Below are 17,004 nucleotides of genomic sequence, written 5' to 3'. Positions count from 1 at the left end.
GCCTACACCAAGCTCTTCCCAGGGCCCTCCCAGGTGAGGCCAAAGAGCCTGGCCCAGGTGGCCCCCAGATCCGCAAAGCTCTCCCGGGTACCCAGGTCCCCCTTCACCCCCGGGCCCACCCAGAGGAGCATCCCGTACTCCCGGGTGTGGTCGGTGCCGAAGAAGGTGGGGTCGTTGCCATGATCGGAGACCAGAAAGAGATGGTCCTCCGGGCCCAGGGCCTCCATAAGCCTGGGAAGGAAATCGTCCACCTCCTTAAGGGCCCGGGCGTACCCCTCCGGGTTCCTCCGGTGCCCGTACTTGGCGTCAAAGTCCACCAGGTTGGTGAAAAGGAGGCCGGAAAAAGGCTCTTGCATGAGGGCCAGGGTCTTCTCCAGGCCGTCGGCATTGTCCTTGGTCTTCACCTCCCGGGTGAAGCCCCTGTGGGCGTAGATGTCCGGGATCTTCCCCACCCCCACCACCTCGAGGCCCCCCTCCTTCAGAAGGTCCAGAACGTTCCTGGGAGGCTCTAAGGCGAAGTCCTTCCGCAAATCCTCCCGCCGGTAGAAGTTCCCGGGTTCCCCAGCGAAGGGCCGGGCGATGACCCGGGCCACCTGGTGCTCGCCCACCAGCATCTCCCGGGCCACCTGGCAAAAGCGGTAAAGCTCCTCCAAGGGCACCACCTCCAGGTGAGCCGCCACCTGGAAGACGCTATCCGCAGAGGTATAGACGATGGGGAAACCCGTCTTCAGGTGGTCCTCGCCAAAGTCCCGTATGGCCTCGGTGCCCGAATAGGGCCGGTTCAAAAGCCATCCCTTCACCCCGATGGCCTCGGCCCAGGCCCTAAGGAGTTCCTCGGGGAAACCCTCAGGGTAGGTGCGGAAGGGCTTTTCCAGGTACACCCCCACGAACTCCCAGTGCCCGGTGGTGGTGTCCTTGCCGGGGTTCACCTCAAGCATGCGGCCAAAGGCCCCTTGGGGCTCAAGCCGGGGAAGGGTGTGGACCCCGGGAACCCACCCCAGGCCCAAGGCGGCCAGGTGGGGAAGCTCCACCCCGGTCTTCAGCACCGTGTGGTCCAGGGTGTCCGCCCCCTCGTCCCCGAACAAGGGGGCATCCGGCAGATACCCCAGGCCCACCGAGTCCAGGACGATGGCCGTGACCTTCATTAAGACTTCAAGCCCCCCTCTCCCTCTTCCTCCTCGGCCAGGGCCATGAGCTCCTCTGGGGTCATCTCGGAAAGGGCCCGGACCGCCTGGAACTCCTCTACCAGGCCCTGGATCTCCTCCATGGCCTCTTCTAGGGAAAGCTCCCCGTCCTGGTAATCGTCCAAGACCTCCTCTATGGCCTCGAGGATCCCCACCGCGGCGCTGGCCTGGGATAGGGCCTGGGCCAGTTCTGAAAGCCTTTCTGCCAGCTCCATGCCCCCATGCTACCCCAAAAGCTCCGCCAACCGGGAAAGGGCCCGGCCGTACTTCTTGGCAAAGGCCCCGTGCCGGTAGGTCTCGGGAAACACCTCCTTGAGGGGTACCCCGGAGGCCCGGAGGTCCACCCCCAGGTTGTACACCTGGTCCACGAAGTGCACGAAGCGGAGGGCGTCGTTCTGGTCGGGAATGGCCTCGAGGCCCTTAAGGTAGACGGCCTCCACCCCATCCAGCAGGTAGCGGTAGCGGATGGGGTGCAAGGCGCGCAGGTGGGCAAGAAGCTCGGGAAAGGCGTCCAGGGTCTTCCGGCGGGGGTCCTCCCGGTAGAGGGCAAGGAGCCTGCAATCGGAGAGGGGCTCAGGAAACCGGTCCGGGTCGCGGTGGCGGAAATCCTCCCCCTCGATGCGCTCCACGGCGAAGCGCCGGGCGAGGCTTTGGATCTGGTGCTTGAACTGCTCGGCGTTAAACCGCCCTTCCCCCAAGGCCCCGGGCGGGGTGTTGGAGGTGGTGGCCACCCGCAGGCCCCTATCCATGGTGAGGGCCAGGAAGTGGGTGATCATCTGGGCGTTGCCGGGGTCGTCCAGCTCAAACTCGTCCAGGAAAAGGTAGCGCAAGGTGGCAAAGCGCCTGGCCCCTTCCCTTAGCCCCATGAGGCCCAGGGTGTAGGTGAGCTCCTCAAAGGTGAGGAAGGCCTTAGGGCCCGGAGCCTCCCAGTAGGCAGCCACCAGGAGGTGGGTTTTCCCCACGCCAAAGCCCCCGTCCAGGTAGATCCCTTGGGGGCCGGGAAGCCGGGGCCGGAGGAAGCCCCGGGGGCGGTCCTTGATCCATCGTCGGAGGCGCTCCTTGGCCAGAGTCTGGGAAGGATAGCGGGGATCGGGCCGATAGGTGGCGAAGGTGGCGGATTGGTAGCGGGGTGGGGGCACAAAGCTTTGCAGGAGTCTTTCCAAATCCACCTCGGGGTGGCGGTCCACCAGGCGCATGGCCTACATTCTAGCCGGCTAGCGCACCACCTCCACGGCCACCCCCAGGGAAAGGGCACCCCAGGAAGCATCGGCGGTAAGGGCCGGCAGGTTCAGGCGCTGGGCCAAGGCCAAGCAGGCCCTATCCCCCAGGGAAAGCCCCAAGGAGCGGGTGAGAGGGCGGAGGCGGGCCACCCAAAGGGCATCCTCCTCGGTAAAAGGGAAGACCACCAGGACCTGGCCCAGAACCCCTTCCCGCTCCAGCCGATCCCGAACTTCCTTGGGATCCCCTCCCCGTTCGGCAAGTTTGGAAAGCGCCTCCGCCAGGTTGACAGCGCTTATCGCCGCTCCTTCGGCTAGGGCCTCCTCCACCCGCTGGGCTCCAGGTTCATCCAAAAGCAGGGCCAACAAGGCCGAGGCGTCCAGCACCGCCCTCACTCCAGGTCCTCCTTCCGGGCCTCCTCCCGCCGGTCCCGGATGAGTTCGTCCACCAGGCTCACCCCTGGCGCCAGGCCTTTAAGAAGGCCCCTGGCCCGATGGGCCACCTCGCGGAAGCTCACCAGCTCGAGGGTGCCCTCCTCCCGCCAGCGCAAGAGGAGGCGATCCCCCTCCCTAAGCCCCAAGGCCTCCCGAACCTCCGCCGGGAGTACCACCCGGCCTTTAGAGCCCACCTGTACCACATAGTGGGTTTTTTCCGCCACTTCCGCCATGCTTTTATGGTACCACCGAGGAAACACATGGTACCATGGTGGGGTATGGTGCGGCTTTACGGCATCCCCGGCTGCGGTCCTTGCGAGATCGTGAAGATGTTCCTGGCGCAAAAGGGCGTGCCCTTTGAGTTCGTCAACGCCCGGCAGGACCCGGAAGCGGCCAGGAAGATCCGTGCGCTGGCGGGAAGCCCCACCGCCGGGGTGGTCCTGGAGTGGAACGGCAAGGTGGAGGCCATCCGCGGGGTTTCCCTGGCCACCCTCAACGCCTGGCTGGCCAGGTACCAGGCCGAGCAAGCCCCGGCCTCCAGTTGAAACCGGGGCCGTCGGCCTATCCAAAAATTGCCGAGCCCAGACTTCGGCTCACCGAGAGTAAGGAAACCAAACTTCAAGGAAATCGGGTAAGCTAAAAGCATGGAGCTCGCCAAGCTCAGCCGCAAGGGACAGGTTTCCATTCCCAAGCGCCTCCTCAAGGCCTTGGGCCTCGAGGGGGAAGCCTACCTCCTGGTGGAGCTTTCCCCTGAGGGAGCCATCGTGCTTCGGCCCGCCGGGGTTTATCCCGTGGAGATCTATTCCCAGGCCCGCATCCAAGAGTTTCTGGAGGAGGACCAGCTTACTCAGGAGGAAAGGGAACGCTTGGCCAAGGCCTTGGGCGAGCGCTGATGCGCCTCTTCTTAGATGCCAATGTCCTCTTCGCCGCAGCCTGGCAGGAGGGAAGGGCCAGAAGCCTCTTCCTCCTGGCGCAAAGGGCAGGAGTCCATCTTCTAACCTCCTCACACGCCCTGGAGGAGGCCCGAAGAAACCTAAGCCTAAAGCGGCCGGAAACCCTCAAGGTCCTTGAGGAACTATCCCTCAGGGTAGAACGGGTTCCCGAGGCGCCCATCCGCCTGGTACGCCAGGCCCTGAGGGAAGGGTTGCCCCCGAAGGACGCTCCCATTCTGGCGGCCGCCTGGGCAGCCAAGGCGGACCTTCTCGTCACCGGCGACCGCAAGCATTTCGGTTCCCTCATGGGGCGGAAGATACGGGGGGTATGGGTCCTGTCCCTGAAGGAAGCCTGGACTCTTCTTCTGGAAAACGTGGAACAACAAAGCTCCCCTTCACCCTAAGCAGGGTCCCTTAACCCTTGGGTATAATCCCCCCATGCTCACCCTGGACCTTTCCGGCAAAAAAGCCCTCATCATGGGTGTCACCAACCAGCGGAGCCTGGGTTACGCCATCGCCGAGAAGCTCCACCAGGCAGGGGCGGAGCTGGCCTTCAGCTACCAGGGGGAAAGGCTCAAGGAGGAGGTGGAGAGGCTGGCCGCTCCCCTTAAGGCCCTCACCTTCCAGGCGGACGTCACCAAGGACGAAGAGCTGGACCGGCTTTTCGCCGGGATCAAGGAGGCCTGGGGGGAGCTGGACTACCTGGTCCACGCCATCGCCTTCGCACCCCGGGAGGCCATGGAGGGGCGGTACCTGGACACGAAACGCCAGGACTGGCTTCTGGCCCTCGAGGTCTCCGCCTACTCCCTGGTGGCCGTGGCCCAGCGGGCAGAACCCCTCCTAAAAGAAGGGGGAAGCCTCGTCACCCTCACCTACTACGCCAGCGAGAAGGTGGTGCCAAGGTACAACGTGATGGCCATCGCCAAGGCGGCCCTCGAGGCCAGCGTCCGCTATCTGGCCTACGAACTTGGCCCCAAGGGGGTGCGGGTGAACGCCATCTCCGCAGGGCCCGTGCGCACCGTGGCCGCAAGGAGCATCCCGGGCTTCATGAAGATGTACGACCGGGTGGCCCAGGTGGCCCCCCTAAAGCGCAACATCACCCAGGAGGAGGTGGGGAACCTGGGGCTTTTCCTCCTCTCACCCCTTGCCAGCGGCATCACCGGGGAAGTGGTCTACGTGGACTCCGGGTACCACATCATGGGGATGGAGCTGGAATGAAGCCCCCGTCGCCAGGGCTTAGCCCGTAGGCTTCCCTTCCGCTACCATAGGAAGGATGAGGCGACCTACCCCTACGGTCTGGGTGGGACGCGTTCCCTTAGGGGGCGCCCACCCCGTGGCCGTGCAGTCCATGACCAACACCCCCACCCAGGATGTGGAGGCCACCACGGCGCAAATCCTGGCCCTTTACCGGGCGGGAAGCGAGATCGTGCGCCTCACGGTGAACGACGAGGAGGCGGCCCGGGCCGTCCCGGAGATCAAGAAAAGGCTCCTGGAGGAGGGGGTGGAGGTGCCCCTGGTGGGGGATTTCCACTTCAACGGCCACCTGCTCCTAAGGAAGCACCCTAAAATGGCCGAGGCCCTGGACAAGTTCCGCATCAACCCGGGCACCTTGGGCCGGGGGCGGCATAAGGACGAGAACTTCGCCGAGATGATAAGGATCGCCCTGGACCTGGGCAAGCCCGTGCGCATCGGGGCCAACTGGGGAAGCCTGGACCCTGCCCTTCTCACCGAGCTCATGGAGGCAAACGCCCGCCGCCCTGAGCCCAAAAGCGCCCACGAGGTCCTCCTGGAAGCCCTGGTGGAAAGCGCCGTGCGGGCCTATGAGGCCGCCCGGGAGCTGGGTCTAGGGGAGGATAAGATCGTCCTCTCCGCCAAGGTGTCTAAGGCCCCGGACCTGGTATGGGTCTACCGGGAACTCGCCCGCCGCACCCCAGCCCCCCTTCACCTGGGCCTTACCGAGGCGGGAATGGGGGTGAAGGGGATCGTGGCCAGCACCGCAGCCCTTGCTCCCCTGCTACTGGAAGGCATCGGGGACACCATCCGCATCTCCCTCACCCCAGCCCCCGGGGAGCCCCGCACCAAGGAGGTGGAGGTGGCCCAGGAGATCCTTCAGGCCCTAGGCCTTAGAAGCTTCGCCCCGGAGGTCACCAGCTGCCCGGGGTGCGGCCGCACCACCAGCACCTTTTTCCAGGAACTGGCGGAAACCGTAAACGCCCACCTAAGGGCCAGGCTTCCCGAATGGCGGGCGAAGTACCCAGGGGTGGAGGAACTCAAGGTGGCGGTGATGGGGTGTGTGGTGAACGGCCCCGGGGAGAGCCGCCACGCCCATATCGGCATCTCCTTGCCGGGAAGCGGGGAAGAGCCCAAGGCCCCGGTTTACGCGGACGGGAAGCTCCTCACCATCCTCAAGGGGGAGAACCTGGCCCAGGACTTCCTGGCCCTTTTGGAAGACTACGTGGAGCGGCGCTTTTCCAAAGCCTGATGGATCCCTTTCGCTTCACCATCCAAGCCCGCTCTGGCCGGGCCCGGGTAGGCCTTCTCACCACCCCCCACGGAAGGGTGGAAACCCCCCTTTTCATGCCCGTGGGCACCCAGGGCTCGGTGAAGGGGCTTTTGCCCAAGGACCTGAAGGCCATCGGCAGCCAGGTGCTCCTGGCCAACACCTACCACCTCCTCCTCCGCCCGGGACCCGAACGGGTGCAGGCCCTGGGAGGACTCCACCGCTTTGCCGGCTGGGATGGCCCTTGGCTTACGGACTCCGGGGGGTTCCAGGTGATGAGCCTGGGGCACCTGAGGCGCATTGACGAGGAAGGGGTGGTCTTCCAAAGCCACCTGGATGGGAGCCTGATCCGCCTCACCCCGGAAAGAAGCATCGCCATCCAGGAGGCCCTGGGGGCGGACTTCATCATGGCCTTTGACGAGTGTCCTCCTTACCCCTCCTCCCCCGAATACCTGAAGGCTTCCCTAGAACGCACCCTGCGCTGGCTGGAGCGGAGCCTGAAGGCCAAAACCCGGCCCGACCAGGCCCTCTTCGGCATCGCCCAAGGGGGGACGGATGCCGGGCTTAGGGCCCTTTCCACGCGGGAAACCCTGCGCTTTGACCTTCCTGGCTACGCCATCGGAGGCCTGGCCGTGGGGGAGACCAAGGAGGAGATGTTCCCCATGGTGGCCCTCTCCACGGAGATCCTTCCCGAGGCAAAGCCCCGCTACCTCATGGGGGTGGGGCACCCCGAGGACCTGGTGGCGGCCATGGGCCTAGGGGTGGACCTCTTCGACAGCGTCTACCCTACCCGCACGGGCCGCTTCGGCTCGGCCTTGGTCCCGGAAGGGCGAATAAACCTGAAAAACGCCCAGTACCTAGAGGACAAGCGGCCTCTGGAAGAAGGCTGCGATTGCTACGCCTGCCAAACCTTCAGCCGGGCTTACATCGCCCACCTGGTGCGCGCGGAGGAGATGCTTGGAGGCATCCTCCTTTCCCTGCACAACCTCCGCTTCCTGCACCGCCTCACGGAAAGGGCTCGGGAGGCCATCCGCCAAGGAAGCTACGGGGCCTTTGCCCGGGAGTTTGCCGAGAGGCGTTTTGGCAAGGAGATACCCCCCTGGTTCCGGGAGGCCATGGCGGCGGGGGGGCACTGGTAAAGCCACCCCGCCCTGGCTTGCGCCAGGGCGGGGACCCCGGCCGTAACCTAGCCCTCCCGGTAGAACCGGCTTTTCTTGTAATATTCCTCCAAAAGCACCTTGAGGAAGGCGGCGGTGGGGACCCCTAAAAGCGCCCCCCAGAGGCCAAAAAGGGTGGCCCCCACCAAGATGGCAGCGATGGCGGTCACCGGATGAAGCCGGGTGGAACGGCCCACGATGAAAGGCCCGAGGAGGTTCCCCTCCAGCTGGTTGGCCAGCCAGAGGACCAAAAGGGCTAAAAGCACCTTGCCCCACCCCCCGGTGGCCGCCAGGAGCAGGGCGGGTACCCCGGAGACAACCACCCCCACGAAGGGGATCAGGTTAAAGACCCCGGCCAGAAAGCCCAGGCTGGCGGCCAAGGGAACCCCCACCAGCCATAGCCCCACCCCCACCAGAAGCCCCACCAGAAAGGCCACCAGAAGCTGCCCCCGCATATACCCCCCCACGCTTTGGTCCAGCTTATGGGCCAGCTCGGCCACCAGGGGCTGGTAGGGTTCCGGGAACACCTTTAAGGCCGCCTGGGCCAGGCGCGGCAGGTCGTAGAGGAAGTAGATGGAAAGGGTGAGGGCGGTGAGGAGCTGGAAGATACCGCCCAGCAAGGAGGTGAAAAAGCCCAGGAGGTTGCCTCCCTGGGAGAGAAGCCCCTGAAGCCAGTGAACCAGGGTTTCCAGAAACCCCTGCAAAAGGCCCTGGAGGTTACGGCTGGCCTCGGCCAGCACGGGCCTTAGGGATTCGGGAATGGGTATGGTCCGAACGCGATTGGGCAGGTCCAGCAGCCACGAGAGGAAGGGGTCCAGGAGCGCAGGAAGCTCCTGGGCCAGGCGGGAGAGCTCCAGCACCGTCTGGGCAGTGAGGAAGGAGACGAGGCCTAGGAAAAGGCCCAGGCCCAGGTAGACCAGGACCACCCCTACGAGCCGGGGAAGCCTTTTGCCTTCAAAGAAGCGCACCACGGGATGGGTGAGGTAGGCGATGGCAAAGGCGGTGAGGAGGATGGAAAGGGCAGGCCAGGCCCGGAGAAGAAAGCGGTAGAGGAGGAAGAAGAATAGGAGGTAAACAAGAACCCGCACATACGGGTTCTCCCAGACCCGGGCGAAAGCCTCGCGCATGGGGCTATTCTAAGCGGAAGAAGGCCTTGGCCTCTTTGAGGAGCTCCTCCCGGGATAGGCCCTGAAAGAGGAACCTCCCCCGGTCGGGCTCCCCTTCCCAGATCTCAAAAAGAAGCCTGGGAGCCCCGCCCATAAGCCCGGTGCTGCCCACATAGCCGACGGGATCCCCCCGGTACACCCTCTGCCCCACCTTAAGGCCAGGGTAGGGCCCCTCGAGGTGGGCGTACACGCTGGTGCGGCCATCTGGGTGGCGGATCCAGACCTCGAGGCCCCGCAAGAAGTCCATCTGCTCCGGGGAAGCCCCGTTTCGCACCGCCTCCAGAAGCCTCTGATACTCCTCGGAAGAGGGCTCCTTGTAATCCCCCTCCACCCTCACCACCTCTCCCCCAAAAGCGGCCACCACCCCCATCCCCCGCACCACGGGCACGCAGGCATCCCCTTGGATGAACACGAAGCCCGCGCTCACCCCCTTACGGTAGGGACGGGGCGCACCCGGGAGGTTCTCGGGCCTGGTGGGCAGGCAGGCCCCAGGCAGGGGAAGAACATACCCCTCGGGCGCCAGGGCCGCCTTCTGGCTTAGGATCCCCACCTCCTGGCGCAGGCTGGCAAGCTGCCTTCCCCTTAGGGAAAACCCCAGGGTGACCACCAGGCTGTAGAGGGCCAGGGCCAGAAGGAGATAATGCCCCGGCTTCCAGATCATGAACCTATGCTACAAAAAAAGCCCCCCAAGGGGGGCTTTTCCAAGGGAGGAAGGCCTTAGAGTAGCTTCAAGAGCCTTTCCTTGATCTCCTTGGCGGAAAGGCCCTCCAGTTTAAGCCCCTTGGCCCGGTCCAGAAGCTCGTAAACCTTGGGAATATGGCTCGCCGCCACCCGGAAGGTGATCTCCTGGCCGGCCACCTGGACGCGGATCTTCTGCAGGTTGGGGTACTGCCGACGCTTGGAAATGCCGGTGGTCTTCTTACCCACGCCCCCTTCCCGCTTGGCCTTACCCCGCCTTTGGATGCTATTGGCCACGATGGGCCTCTTTCCGCTAATCTCGCACACCTTGGACATAAGACCCTCCCGTGCCCGAAGGCAAACCCTATGGAGTATAGCACAAAAGGGAGCATTGGGTAGACTCTAGGGGATGCCCACGATCCTGGTGCCCCTCCTCCTCGCCTTTGACCAGATCCTTAAGCTCTGGGCCCTGGAAAACCTCTCCCCGGTGCCGAGGCCCTTTCTGGGAGACCTCCTCTACCTCACCCTGGTCAAGAACACGGGGGCGGGCTTTGGCCTTTTCGAGGGCCGGGCCTTCCTCCTGGGGTGGCTCAGCCTGGGGGTGGGGACCCTCCTCCTTTACCTTCTGGCCCGAAGGCGCTATGTCTTCTGGCAAACCCTGGCCCTTTCCCTCATCGCCGTGGGGGCTCTGGGTAACGGGATAGACCGCCTGGGCCGGGGCTTTGTGGTGGACTACCTGGACCTGGGAACCTCCATCCCCCTTATCGCCACCTTCCCCGTCTTCAACCTGGCGGATGTATGCGTGACGGTGGGGACGGCCCTGCTCCTCCTGGCTCCCAGGCGGAAGCGCCGCTTCTAGAGCCCAGAGGCACGCCCAAGAAACCCATCCGGCTTACCCCGCGTACTCGGAGGGCCACAGCGGAGGAAAGCCATGCGGATTACCTATGACCTCGAGGCCGATGCCCTGTACATCGCCTTCGGCGAGGGGCCGGCCACCGTGGAAGAGGTGGGAGAAGGCATTGCTCTGGACTGGGATGCGGAGGGGAAACTTTTGGGCATCGAAGTCCTGGATGCCAGCAAGCGGCTTTCTGACCCCAAGGCCCTAAGGCGCTTCTCCCTGGAGGCCCTCCCGGTCTGGGACGGAACCTAAGGGCCTAGACCCTTTGCAAAACCCGCGCAAAGCGCTCCAGGGCTTTCTTCAGGTTTTCCTCGCTGGTGGCGTAGGAGAGGCGCACGTGCCCAAAGGCGGCGAAATCCGTGCCCGGCACCACCGCCACCCCCCCTTCAAGAAGCCTCTCCGCCGCCTTCACCTCGTCCTCGGCGAAGGGGGAGGTGTCCAGGAGGACGTAGAAGGCCCCGCTCGGGCGCACCGCCTTCAGCCCGATCTCGGAAAGCCCCTTAAGGAGAAGGTCGCGCCGCCTCCTGTAGGCCTCCCGGGCCATTTCGATAAAGGCCCTCGAGGCCTCCTGGTTGGTGAGGGCCTCGAGGGTGGCCCACTGGGCGATGGTGTCGGGGCTGGTGGTGGACTGGCTGGAAACATCCGCCATGGCCTTGATGACCGCCTTGGGGCCACAGGCGTAGCCGATGCGCCAGCCGGTCATGGCGAAGGCCTTGGCCGCCCCGTTCACGGTGATGGTGTGCTCAGGAGCCAGCTGCCCCGGGGAGAAGTGCTCCCCCTCGTAGATGAGGTGCTCGTAGATCTCGTCGGAAACCAGGTAGAAGTCGTGCTCCAGGGCAAGCCGGGCCAGGGCCTCGAGGACCTCCCGGGGATAGACCGCCCCCGTGGGGTTGTTGGGGGAGTTCACCACCAAGGCCTTGGTGCGGGCCGTGATGGCCCTTTTTACGCGCTCGGGGTCGGGCACGAAGCCCTCTTCGGGAAGGGTTTCCACCTCCACCGGCACCCCGCCGGCCAAGCGCACCATCTCCGGGTAGCTCACCCAGTAAGGAGCCAGGACGATCACCTCATCCCCGGGGTCCAGGATGGCCTGGAAGAGGTTAAACAGAGCCTGCTTCCCCCCCACGGTGACGATGGTCTGGTCCGGGGTGACGGCAAGGCCATTCTCCTTTCGGAACTTCTCCGCCAGGGCCTCCCGAAGCTCGGGAATCCCCGCGGGAGGCGCATACTTGGTCTTCCCCTGGGCCAGGGCGCGCCGGGCTGCCTCCTTCACGTGCTCCGGGGTGTCAAAATCCGGTTCCCCCGCCGTCAAGGCCACCAGGTCCACCCCCTGGCGCCTAAGCTCCAAGGCCCTGGCGTTCACCGCCACCGTGGCCGAGGGTTTCATGGCCCTAACCCTTTGCGAAAGGCCGCGCATGGCCTAAGTATACGGGTACAATGCGTGGGTGGGGGAAGGAGCCCGCGAGGAAGTGCTAAGGGAGGCCTCGAGGCGGGTGGCAGAGCTCCTCAAGGGAAGGCGCTACCGCCTTTACCTTTTCGGCTCCCGGGCCCGGAAAGAGGCCAGCCCCCGCTCGGATTACGACCTGGCCCTCTGGGCCGACCCGCCCCTGGACCTGGCCACCTTGGCCCGCATCCGGGAGGCCTTGGAGGAGCTTCCCATCCTGCAAAGGATAGACCTGGTGGAGCTCTCCTGGGCCCCAGGGCTTAAGAAAACCGTGGAGGAGGAGGGGATCCTGATTGCAGAAGGAGAGGTTTAGGGAGCGCCTGCACCTCTTCCGCCGGGCGGTGGATCGATTGGCCAATGCCCTGGCCCAGCCTAAGAACGAGTTCCTCCGGGACTCCGCCATCCAGCGTTTTGAGTTCACCTTTGAACTGGCCTGGAAGGTCCTCAAGGAGTACCTCGAGCTCCAGGGCCTCGAGGCCCGTTCCCCCAAAGCGGCTATCCGGGGAGCCTTCCAGGTGGGTCTTCTGCCGGAGGACCCAGGCTGGCTGGAAATGCTGGAACTGAGAAACCTCACCAGCCACACCTACGATGAAGCCCTGGCGGAGAGGATCTACGGGGAGCTCCCTAATGCCTTGGAAAGGTTTCGCCAGCTTTTGCAAAGGCTGGAGGAGGTGGAAGGGGAAGACACCTAGGCCCACAGGGTTCCCCGAAGCCTCCCCAAGCCCTCTTCCCGGTACGGTTGGACCACCAAGCCCCGAGCGGTAAAATCAAAAGCGCTCCCTTTGGTCTCCACCTGGCGGAGAAGCTCGAGGGCACGGGCCTTCAAGTAACCCTTGGACACCTCCACGCCCAAGTCTTTGAGGACTGGGCTTTTTTCCGGGTTCAAGAACCGGCACCTCCAGGCCTCAACCCGCTCCCACCGGGCTTAAAAGGGGCCTTTCCCCCCTTTGCCCTGCCCTGCCTCCCACCACCCTAAGGCCCAAAGGCTCCACCCGGGCCCGGTAAAGGCGGGCCTCGGGAAGAAGCTCCCCGTCGGCATGGGCGGGGACAGGATGGGCGAACTCCACCACCACCTCCCGGCCCGCAAAGGCCACCACCTGAGGATGGGAAAGATGCCTGCCCAAAAGGAGCCGGGGCAGGATGAAGACCACCCCGGGTCGGGTGAAGGAGCGGGCCAGGATCACGGAGAGAACGCCATCCCGGGGATCGGCCATGGGAGCGATGGGGATGCCACCCCCGTAGACGGGCCCATTCATCACCGCCACCAGGAGAAGAGGCCCCCGGTGCACCTCCTCCCCCTCCACCACCACCCGCCCCTCGGGCAGGCGAAGCTCCTTAAGCACCCCGAAGAGGGCGTAAAGGTAACGGGGCATGCCCCGGAGGAAAGAGGGAGCGGTGAGGGCCTTCTTGGCCACCAGGGCATCGAAGCCGATGCCCAGGGAGGCCCCAAAGGGCTCGCCGTTCACCCAGCAGAGGTCTATGGCCTCCTCCTGGGCGAAGAGGGCCAGTTCCAGGGCCTCCCTCCAGGGAAGCTCCCTCAGGCCCAGCATGCGGGCGAAGTCGTTGCCGCTACCGATGGGCACCACCCCCAGGACCTTTTCCGTGCCCGCCAGGCCCTTCAACACCTCGTGCACCGTGCCATCCCCTCCCACGGCCACCACCCTAGCCCCTTCGGGGGCATTCCGGGAAAGCTCTGTGGCGTGGCCCGGGCCCTCGGTGAGGAAGGCCTTCGCTCCTTTTTCCCGGGCAGCCTTGAGGATGAACCCGGAAAGCCTCCCTACCTTTCCCCGTCCCGCCGCCGGGTTAACGATGACCCACCTTTCCACCCCCGTATTCTAGGGCCATGGGTCTCCTCGGCCACTTCCTCAAGGGGCCCCACCCCAAAACCACCCTGCTCCTCACCCGCGCCGGGCCGGTGGAAAACCCCGAACACGTCCTTTACAGCCATCCGGGCCTTCCCCTTTCGGAACAGGGCAGGCAAGCCCTCCGCTCCCTGGCCAGGCTAGCCCAGCGCTACCCCGTGGCCTGGGTCTACGCCGCCGACAGCCTGGCCGAGGCCGAGGCGGCCGGGCTTCTTGCGGAAGCCCTTGGGGTGCCTTTTACCCTCCTCCCGGAACTGAGGGAGCGAAGCTGGGGGGAATGGGAAGGACTGAGCTTCGCCGAGGTAAGGGAGCGGTATCCCAAGGAAGTAGCCGCCTGGCTGGAGGACGAGGCCAGCTTTGCCCCCCCGGGTGGGGAAAGCCTGAGGAAGGCCTGGGAAAGAGGGCGGGAAGCGATCAGGACCCTCCTTGGAAAGCATCGAGGCCAGGCCCTGTTGGTGGTGGGGAACTGCACCTTAAACCGCGCCGCCTTGAGCCTGGCCCTACCCCTTCCCGTGGAAGAAGGTCTCAGGGTGGAACAGGACTACGCCCGGCTTTCCGTGGTGGAGTTCTACGGGGAGGAAGGGGTGGTGAAGGCCCTCAACCTGGGTGACGCTACGCTCGGGTTAAAACCCGGCAGCTACTACTAGTAGATAGCTCCGCTGACCTTGGGCAACCCCCGCCGCAGAGGTTAGCGCCCAAAGGCTGCGTTCCAGCCGAAGAATGTTCCTGGTAGCATTCACGTCCCTCGAGTTTCCGCGCCGACGCGGTAGGGAGGTGCTTGCGTTCAACCTTGACGGGTCGTATGGCAGGGCTTCCCCAGGCGGGAAGGCCCTCCCGCTCCTTCGGGAGGGGGGGCACCTATTGGACCTCAGCGAAGGCCTGCCGAACCCTCTCGAGGATGACCTCGGCGTGGGCTAGAGCCTCCTCGGCCTCCTCACGGGTATAGGCTTCCTTTGGAGTCAAGCCGGGCAATGCATCCGGATAACGGGTGGGTATGTAGAGCTTGTCCAAGGCCAGGGCTAGGGAGAGAAGGGGCGAGAGCCTCTTCCCCCACTCCCCCGGTAAGTCGCGCACAAGCCGGGCAAGGCTATGCCCCCAGGGATCCAAGCCCAGAGCGAACCAAAGGCCCTTTAGGGCCTTCTTTCCGGCCTGCTGGGTCATAAAAGCGGCCTGAGCGTGCTTGCCCACTGCCAGGAGAACCTTGCCGGCCTCCAGGTCGTCTTCGGCCTGGACTAGCCAGCGCTCCCCTTCAAGCCGCCTCTTTTCCACGCTCATAAAGGGGCACGGCCTCCCTTAGAATCCCCCGTAAAAACGGGAGCTCCTGTCTTTCGACCCACTCCTCGGGGGTGAGCACCAGGGCCTCCACGGGCCAAGGGGCATCCTGAAGAAGCTCCAGTACTAGACCGATGCGTTTCAGGGGCGGCAGGTGGGTGCGGGCTACCACCAGGAGGTCCAGGTCGGAGCGGGCATCCGCGGTACCCCGGGCATGGGAGCCGAAAAGGTAAACCGCCTCTAGGTCTAGGGCTTCCCGAAGCCTCCGCACCGCTTCTTCGAGGTAGGGAGCCAGGACCTCCACGCCCTCAGTGTATCCTAGCCAGGGATCCCGGCCAAGGCTTGTAATCGGTTGCAAAAGCCTCCCACGCTCGAAGGGTGATCCACCCAGATGCAGGTGGACACAGCAGGGTTTCTGCGTCGATATGGTAAAGGGGGTGCTCGCGCCCAACCTTTAGTACCTCCTCCTTTCTTGGTGGGCAGGAGGGCAGGTAGCAAACGGAAGGCATTTGTCCCTGGTTCCGTCCCCGGCAACGGGGAGTAGACTAGAAGCATGATCCGGCCCGTGGCCCGCCAGGACCTCCCCGGGCTCCTCAAGCTCCTCCACTGGATGGACGAAAGCCCCAAGCGGGGGGTCTTGGCCCCGGAGGCCAGGGACCTCGAGGGCCTGGCCGAGGAGCTGGAGGACGGCCTGGTCCTCTTGAGGAACGGGGAGGTGGCGGGGTACGTGGGCCTTTATGCCTTTTGGGATGGAGCGGCCCTCGAGGGACCCCTGGCCTACCGGGAGGAGGACCTTCCCCCCCTTCTTCAGGCCGCGGAAAAGCGGGCCAGTGAACTTCACCTGGACCGGCTTTACGCTTTCCCCCGGGAGGAAAACCACACCCTGCGAAAGGTGTTAGAGGAAGCCGACTTCGGCCTTTTGCACCTCACCTACTTCTTCGTGAAAAACCCGGAGGGCCTGGACTACCCACCCCCCGAGGGCGTGGCCATCCGAAGGGGTTTCCCGGGCCCCGGGGTTTACCGGGAGCTTTACCGGGAAAGCGAAGAGGGTTGGGCCCTGCGCCTTAAATGGACGGACGAGGAGCTTTGGGAGCACTTCCAGGATCCCCATGTCCACCTCCTGGTGGCCTACCAGGGGAAGGAACCCGTGGGCCTGGCCGAGGTGGAGCTGGAGGATAAGGAGGCCAGCGTGGCCTATATCGGCGTGGTGCCCAAGGCCCGGGGCCGGGGCATCGGACGGGCCCTCCTGGCGGAAGCAGCAAAGCTGGCGCAGAAAAAGGGCGCCACCCTCCTGAGGGTCCGGGCCCACGACCACGAGACCGGGGCCCTGGAGCTTTACCGCAACCTGGGCTTCAGCCTCGAGGAGGCGGTGGCCACCTACGCCAAGGAACTCAGGGCCAGGCGGTAGGTCCCCGCATGGGCCTCCACGGTGAGCCGGGGGTCGCGGTTGTACCCCCCACCCATCACCACCACCAAGGGCACCCCCAAGGTCTTTACCATGCGAAAAACCCGTTCATCCCGCTTCCGTACCCCCTCGAGGCTCAGACCCAGGCGGCCAAACCGATCCCCCTTTAGCACGTCCACCCCGGCGTTGTAGAAAACCAGCTCGGGCTGGAAAGCCTGGGCTATTTCCAACGCCTCATCCAGGGCATAGAGGTAGGCCTCGTCCCCCACGCCGTCGGGAAGCCCCACATCCAGGTCGCTCCTCTCCTTCCTTAAGGGGTAGTTCCGCTCCCCGTGGAGGGAAAGGGTGAAAACGGTGGGGTCTTTCTGGAAAAAGACCGCGGTGCCGTTGCCCTGATGGGCGTCCAGGTCCACCACCAAAACCCGGCCCCGGAAGCCCTCCCGCCTGAGCCAGGCCACGGCCACCGCCACATCGTTGAAAAGGCTATACCCCTCGGCCCGGTCGGGGTAGGCATGGTGGGTGCCCCCAGAGAGGTTCAGGCCGAGGCCCAACTCCAGGGCATCCCTGGCGGCGGCCAGCGTTCCCCCCGCCGCGAAGAGGGCACGCCTGAGGAGGCTTGGACTAAAGGGCAGGCCCAGGCGCAAGGACTCCTGGCGGGAAAGCCCCTCGGTGAAAAGCTTTTCCACATACTCCGGGCGGTGGGCCAGATGAAGGGCTTCCCGGGGCACCTCGGGGGCAGGCAGGATGGGAAGAAGTCCCTTCAAGGCCTCCGCCACCCCCTGGTACTTGTAGAGGGGGAAGGGATGGCCCTGAGGGAGGTCCACCCTTAGGTGGGCGGTGGTATAGGCCCGCACGCC

Annotated in this window: 25 protein-coding genes; 12 read left to right on the top strand and 13 right to left on the bottom strand. The window is 64.9% G+C overall.

All coding sequences use genetic code 11. The annotated features are described in order from the left end of the window. Nucleotides 1-2: 2 nt before the first annotated feature. Genes G584_RS0105510 through G584_RS0105490 form a run of 5 tightly spaced genes read right to left on the bottom strand, consistent with a single transcriptional unit; the run spans nucleotide 3 to nucleotide 3,069 of the window. Complete coding sequence (locus G584_RS0105510; RefSeq protein WP_028493722.1) at nucleotides 3-1,145, bottom strand: phosphopentomutase; 1,143 nt, start codon at nucleotides 1,143-1,145, stop codon at nucleotides 3-5. Beyond that, a complete protein-coding gene (locus G584_RS0105505) occupies nucleotides 1,145-1,399 on the bottom strand; it encodes a hypothetical protein (RefSeq protein ID WP_028493721.1) in 255 nt (84 codons plus the stop codon). The genes G584_RS0105510 and G584_RS0105505 overlap by 1 nt, the downstream gene beginning before the upstream one ends. A 9-nt stretch (nucleotides 1,400-1,408) precedes the next feature. After that, nucleotides 1,409-2,380, bottom strand: a complete 972-nt coding sequence (zapE, locus tag G584_RS0105500; RefSeq protein WP_028493720.1) for a cell division protein ZapE — start codon at nucleotides 2,378-2,380, stop codon at nucleotides 1,409-1,411. Nucleotides 2,381-2,398: 18 nt separating this feature from the next. Then, nucleotides 2,399-2,797, bottom strand: coding sequence for a type II toxin-antitoxin system VapC family toxin (locus tag G584_RS0105495; protein WP_028493719.1), 399 nt, complete (start codon nucleotides 2,795-2,797; stop codon nucleotides 2,399-2,401). Next, nucleotides 2,794-3,069: an AbrB/MazE/SpoVT family DNA-binding domain-containing protein gene (locus tag G584_RS0105490; protein WP_028493718.1), complete on the bottom strand. Its 276-nt coding sequence runs from the start codon at nucleotides 3,067-3,069 to the stop codon at nucleotides 2,794-2,796. The genes G584_RS0105495 and G584_RS0105490 overlap by 4 nt, the downstream gene beginning before the upstream one ends. 45 nt (nucleotides 3,070-3,114) lie before the next feature. Between G584_RS0105490 and G584_RS0105485 the strand changes: the two genes are divergently transcribed. The 6 genes from G584_RS0105485 (at nucleotide 3,115) to tgt (ending at nucleotide 7,407) form a co-directional block, all read left to right on the top strand. Continuing rightward, nucleotides 3,115-3,381, top strand: a complete 267-nt coding sequence (locus G584_RS0105485) for a glutaredoxin family protein (protein WP_028493717.1) — start codon at nucleotides 3,115-3,117, stop codon at nucleotides 3,379-3,381. Nucleotides 3,382-3,480: 99 nt separating this feature from the next. After that, complete coding sequence (locus G584_RS0105480; RefSeq protein WP_028493716.1) at nucleotides 3,481-3,729, top strand: AbrB/MazE/SpoVT family DNA-binding domain-containing protein; 249 nt, start codon at nucleotides 3,481-3,483, stop codon at nucleotides 3,727-3,729. After that, complete coding sequence (locus G584_RS0105475; protein WP_015718300.1) at nucleotides 3,729-4,172, top strand: PIN domain-containing protein; 444 nt, start codon at nucleotides 3,729-3,731, stop codon at nucleotides 4,170-4,172. Before G584_RS0105480 ends, G584_RS0105475 begins: the two co-directional genes overlap by 1 nt. Nucleotides 4,173-4,206: 34 nt before the next feature. Then, a complete protein-coding gene (locus G584_RS0105470) occupies nucleotides 4,207-4,986 on the top strand; it encodes an enoyl-ACP reductase FabI (RefSeq protein WP_028493715.1) in 780 nt (259 codons plus the stop codon). A 55-nt stretch (nucleotides 4,987-5,041) separates the two neighbouring features. After that, nucleotides 5,042-6,250: a flavodoxin-dependent (E)-4-hydroxy-3-methylbut-2-enyl-diphosphate synthase gene (gene ispG / locus G584_RS0105465; RefSeq protein WP_028493714.1), complete on the top strand. Its 1,209-nt coding sequence runs from the start codon at nucleotides 5,042-5,044 to the stop codon at nucleotides 6,248-6,250. Then, nucleotides 6,250-7,407: a tRNA guanosine(34) transglycosylase Tgt gene (gene tgt, locus G584_RS0105460; protein ID WP_028493713.1), complete on the top strand. Its 1,158-nt coding sequence runs from the start codon at nucleotides 6,250-6,252 to the stop codon at nucleotides 7,405-7,407. Before ispG ends, tgt begins: the two co-directional genes overlap by 1 nt. Before the next feature lie 47 nt (nucleotides 7,408-7,454). On the opposite strand, the gene G584_RS0105455 is transcribed toward tgt, so the two are convergent. From G584_RS0105455 to rpmB, 3 genes are read right to left on the bottom strand one after another with little or no spacing between them, the layout of a single operon-like run. Next, nucleotides 7,455-8,552 carry an AI-2E family transporter gene (locus G584_RS0105455; RefSeq protein ID WP_028493712.1) on the bottom strand — a complete coding sequence of 366 codons (1,098 nt, stop codon included), beginning with the start codon at nucleotides 8,550-8,552 and terminating at the stop codon, nucleotides 7,455-7,457. 4 nt (nucleotides 8,553-8,556) lie between these two features. Next, complete coding sequence (locus tag G584_RS0105450) at nucleotides 8,557-9,252, bottom strand: M23 family metallopeptidase (RefSeq protein ID WP_028493711.1); 696 nt, start codon at nucleotides 9,250-9,252, stop codon at nucleotides 8,557-8,559. 56 nt (nucleotides 9,253-9,308) lie between these two features. Then, nucleotides 9,309-9,605 carry a 50S ribosomal protein L28 gene (gene rpmB, locus G584_RS0105440; RefSeq protein ID WP_015718306.1) on the bottom strand — a complete coding sequence of 99 codons (297 nt, stop codon included), beginning with the start codon at nucleotides 9,603-9,605 and terminating at the stop codon, nucleotides 9,309-9,311. 73 nt (nucleotides 9,606-9,678) lie between these two features. On the opposite strand from rpmB, the gene lspA reads away from it, so the two are divergent. Together lspA and G584_RS0105430 are read left to right on the top strand one after the other, a co-directional pair. After that, entirely contained in the window at nucleotides 9,679-10,128 is a 450-nt protein-coding gene (gene lspA / locus G584_RS0105435) for a signal peptidase II (protein WP_028493710.1), read from the top strand. Nucleotides 10,129-10,200: 72 nt separating this feature from the next. After that, complete coding sequence (locus tag G584_RS0105430) at nucleotides 10,201-10,419, top strand: DUF2283 domain-containing protein (protein ID WP_028493709.1); 219 nt, start codon at nucleotides 10,201-10,203, stop codon at nucleotides 10,417-10,419. A gap of 4 nt (nucleotides 10,420-10,423) precedes the next feature. Here the strand turns inward: G584_RS0105430 and aspC are convergent, their stop codons facing one another. Next, nucleotides 10,424-11,581 (bottom strand): aspartate/prephenate aminotransferase, encoded by a 1,158-nt coding sequence (aspC, locus tag G584_RS0105425; protein ID WP_028493708.1) that lies wholly within the window; start codon nucleotides 11,579-11,581, stop codon nucleotides 10,424-10,426. Nucleotides 11,582-11,609: 28 nt separating this feature from the next. Between aspC and G584_RS0105420 the strand changes: the two genes are divergently transcribed. Beyond that, entirely contained in the window at nucleotides 11,610-11,921 is a 312-nt protein-coding gene (locus G584_RS0105420) for a nucleotidyltransferase family protein (RefSeq protein WP_028493707.1), read from the top strand. After that, nucleotides 11,902-12,300 (top strand): nucleotidyltransferase substrate binding protein, encoded by a 399-nt coding sequence (locus tag G584_RS0105415; RefSeq protein ID WP_245563322.1) that lies wholly within the window; start codon nucleotides 11,902-11,904, stop codon nucleotides 12,298-12,300. The genes G584_RS0105420 and G584_RS0105415 overlap by 20 nt, the downstream gene beginning before the upstream one ends. Nucleotides 12,301-12,513: 213 nt before the next feature. Here the strand turns inward: G584_RS0105415 and G584_RS0105405 are convergent, their stop codons facing one another. Beyond that, entirely contained in the window at nucleotides 12,514-13,434 is a 921-nt protein-coding gene (locus G584_RS0105405; RefSeq protein WP_028493704.1) for a diacylglycerol/lipid kinase family protein, read from the bottom strand. 17 nt (nucleotides 13,435-13,451) lie between these two features. Here G584_RS0105405 and G584_RS11970 point away from each other — a divergent pair, with 17 nt between their 5' ends. After that, the gene (locus G584_RS11970) at nucleotides 13,452-14,117 is read left to right on the top strand and encodes a histidine phosphatase family protein (RefSeq protein WP_051209181.1); all 666 of its coding nucleotides are present in this window, start codon (nucleotides 13,452-13,454) and stop codon (nucleotides 14,115-14,117) included. 211 nt (nucleotides 14,118-14,328) lie between these two features. Here the strand turns inward: G584_RS11970 and G584_RS0105395 are convergent, their stop codons facing one another. Continuing rightward, entirely contained in the window at nucleotides 14,329-14,745 is a 417-nt protein-coding gene (locus G584_RS0105395) for a HEPN domain-containing protein (RefSeq protein WP_028493703.1), read from the bottom strand. Further along, the gene (locus G584_RS0105390; RefSeq protein ID WP_028493702.1) at nucleotides 14,720-15,046 is read right to left on the bottom strand and encodes a nucleotidyltransferase domain-containing protein; all 327 of its coding nucleotides are present in this window, start codon (nucleotides 15,044-15,046) and stop codon (nucleotides 14,720-14,722) included. Before G584_RS0105390 ends, G584_RS0105395 begins: the two co-directional genes overlap by 26 nt. A gap of 249 nt (nucleotides 15,047-15,295) precedes the next feature. Here G584_RS0105390 and G584_RS0105385 point away from each other — a divergent pair, with 249 nt between their 5' ends. Continuing rightward, nucleotides 15,296-16,150: a GNAT family N-acetyltransferase gene (locus G584_RS0105385; protein WP_028493701.1), complete on the top strand. Its 855-nt coding sequence runs from the start codon at nucleotides 15,296-15,298 to the stop codon at nucleotides 16,148-16,150. Here G584_RS0105385 and G584_RS0105380 read toward each other — a convergent pair. Then, nucleotides 16,120-17,001, bottom strand: coding sequence for a histone deacetylase family protein (locus G584_RS0105380; RefSeq protein WP_028493700.1), 882 nt, complete (start codon nucleotides 16,999-17,001; stop codon nucleotides 16,120-16,122). The two genes, G584_RS0105385 and G584_RS0105380, sit on opposite strands and share 31 nt — an antisense overlap. Nucleotides 17,002-17,004 lie beyond the last annotated feature (3 nt).

The organism is Thermus antranikianii DSM 12462 (genome assembly GCF_000423905.1).
GTDB lineage: Bacteria > Deinococcota > Deinococci > Deinococcales > Thermaceae > Thermus > Thermus antranikianii.
This window is presented reverse-complemented; position numbering and strand designations above follow the sequence as displayed.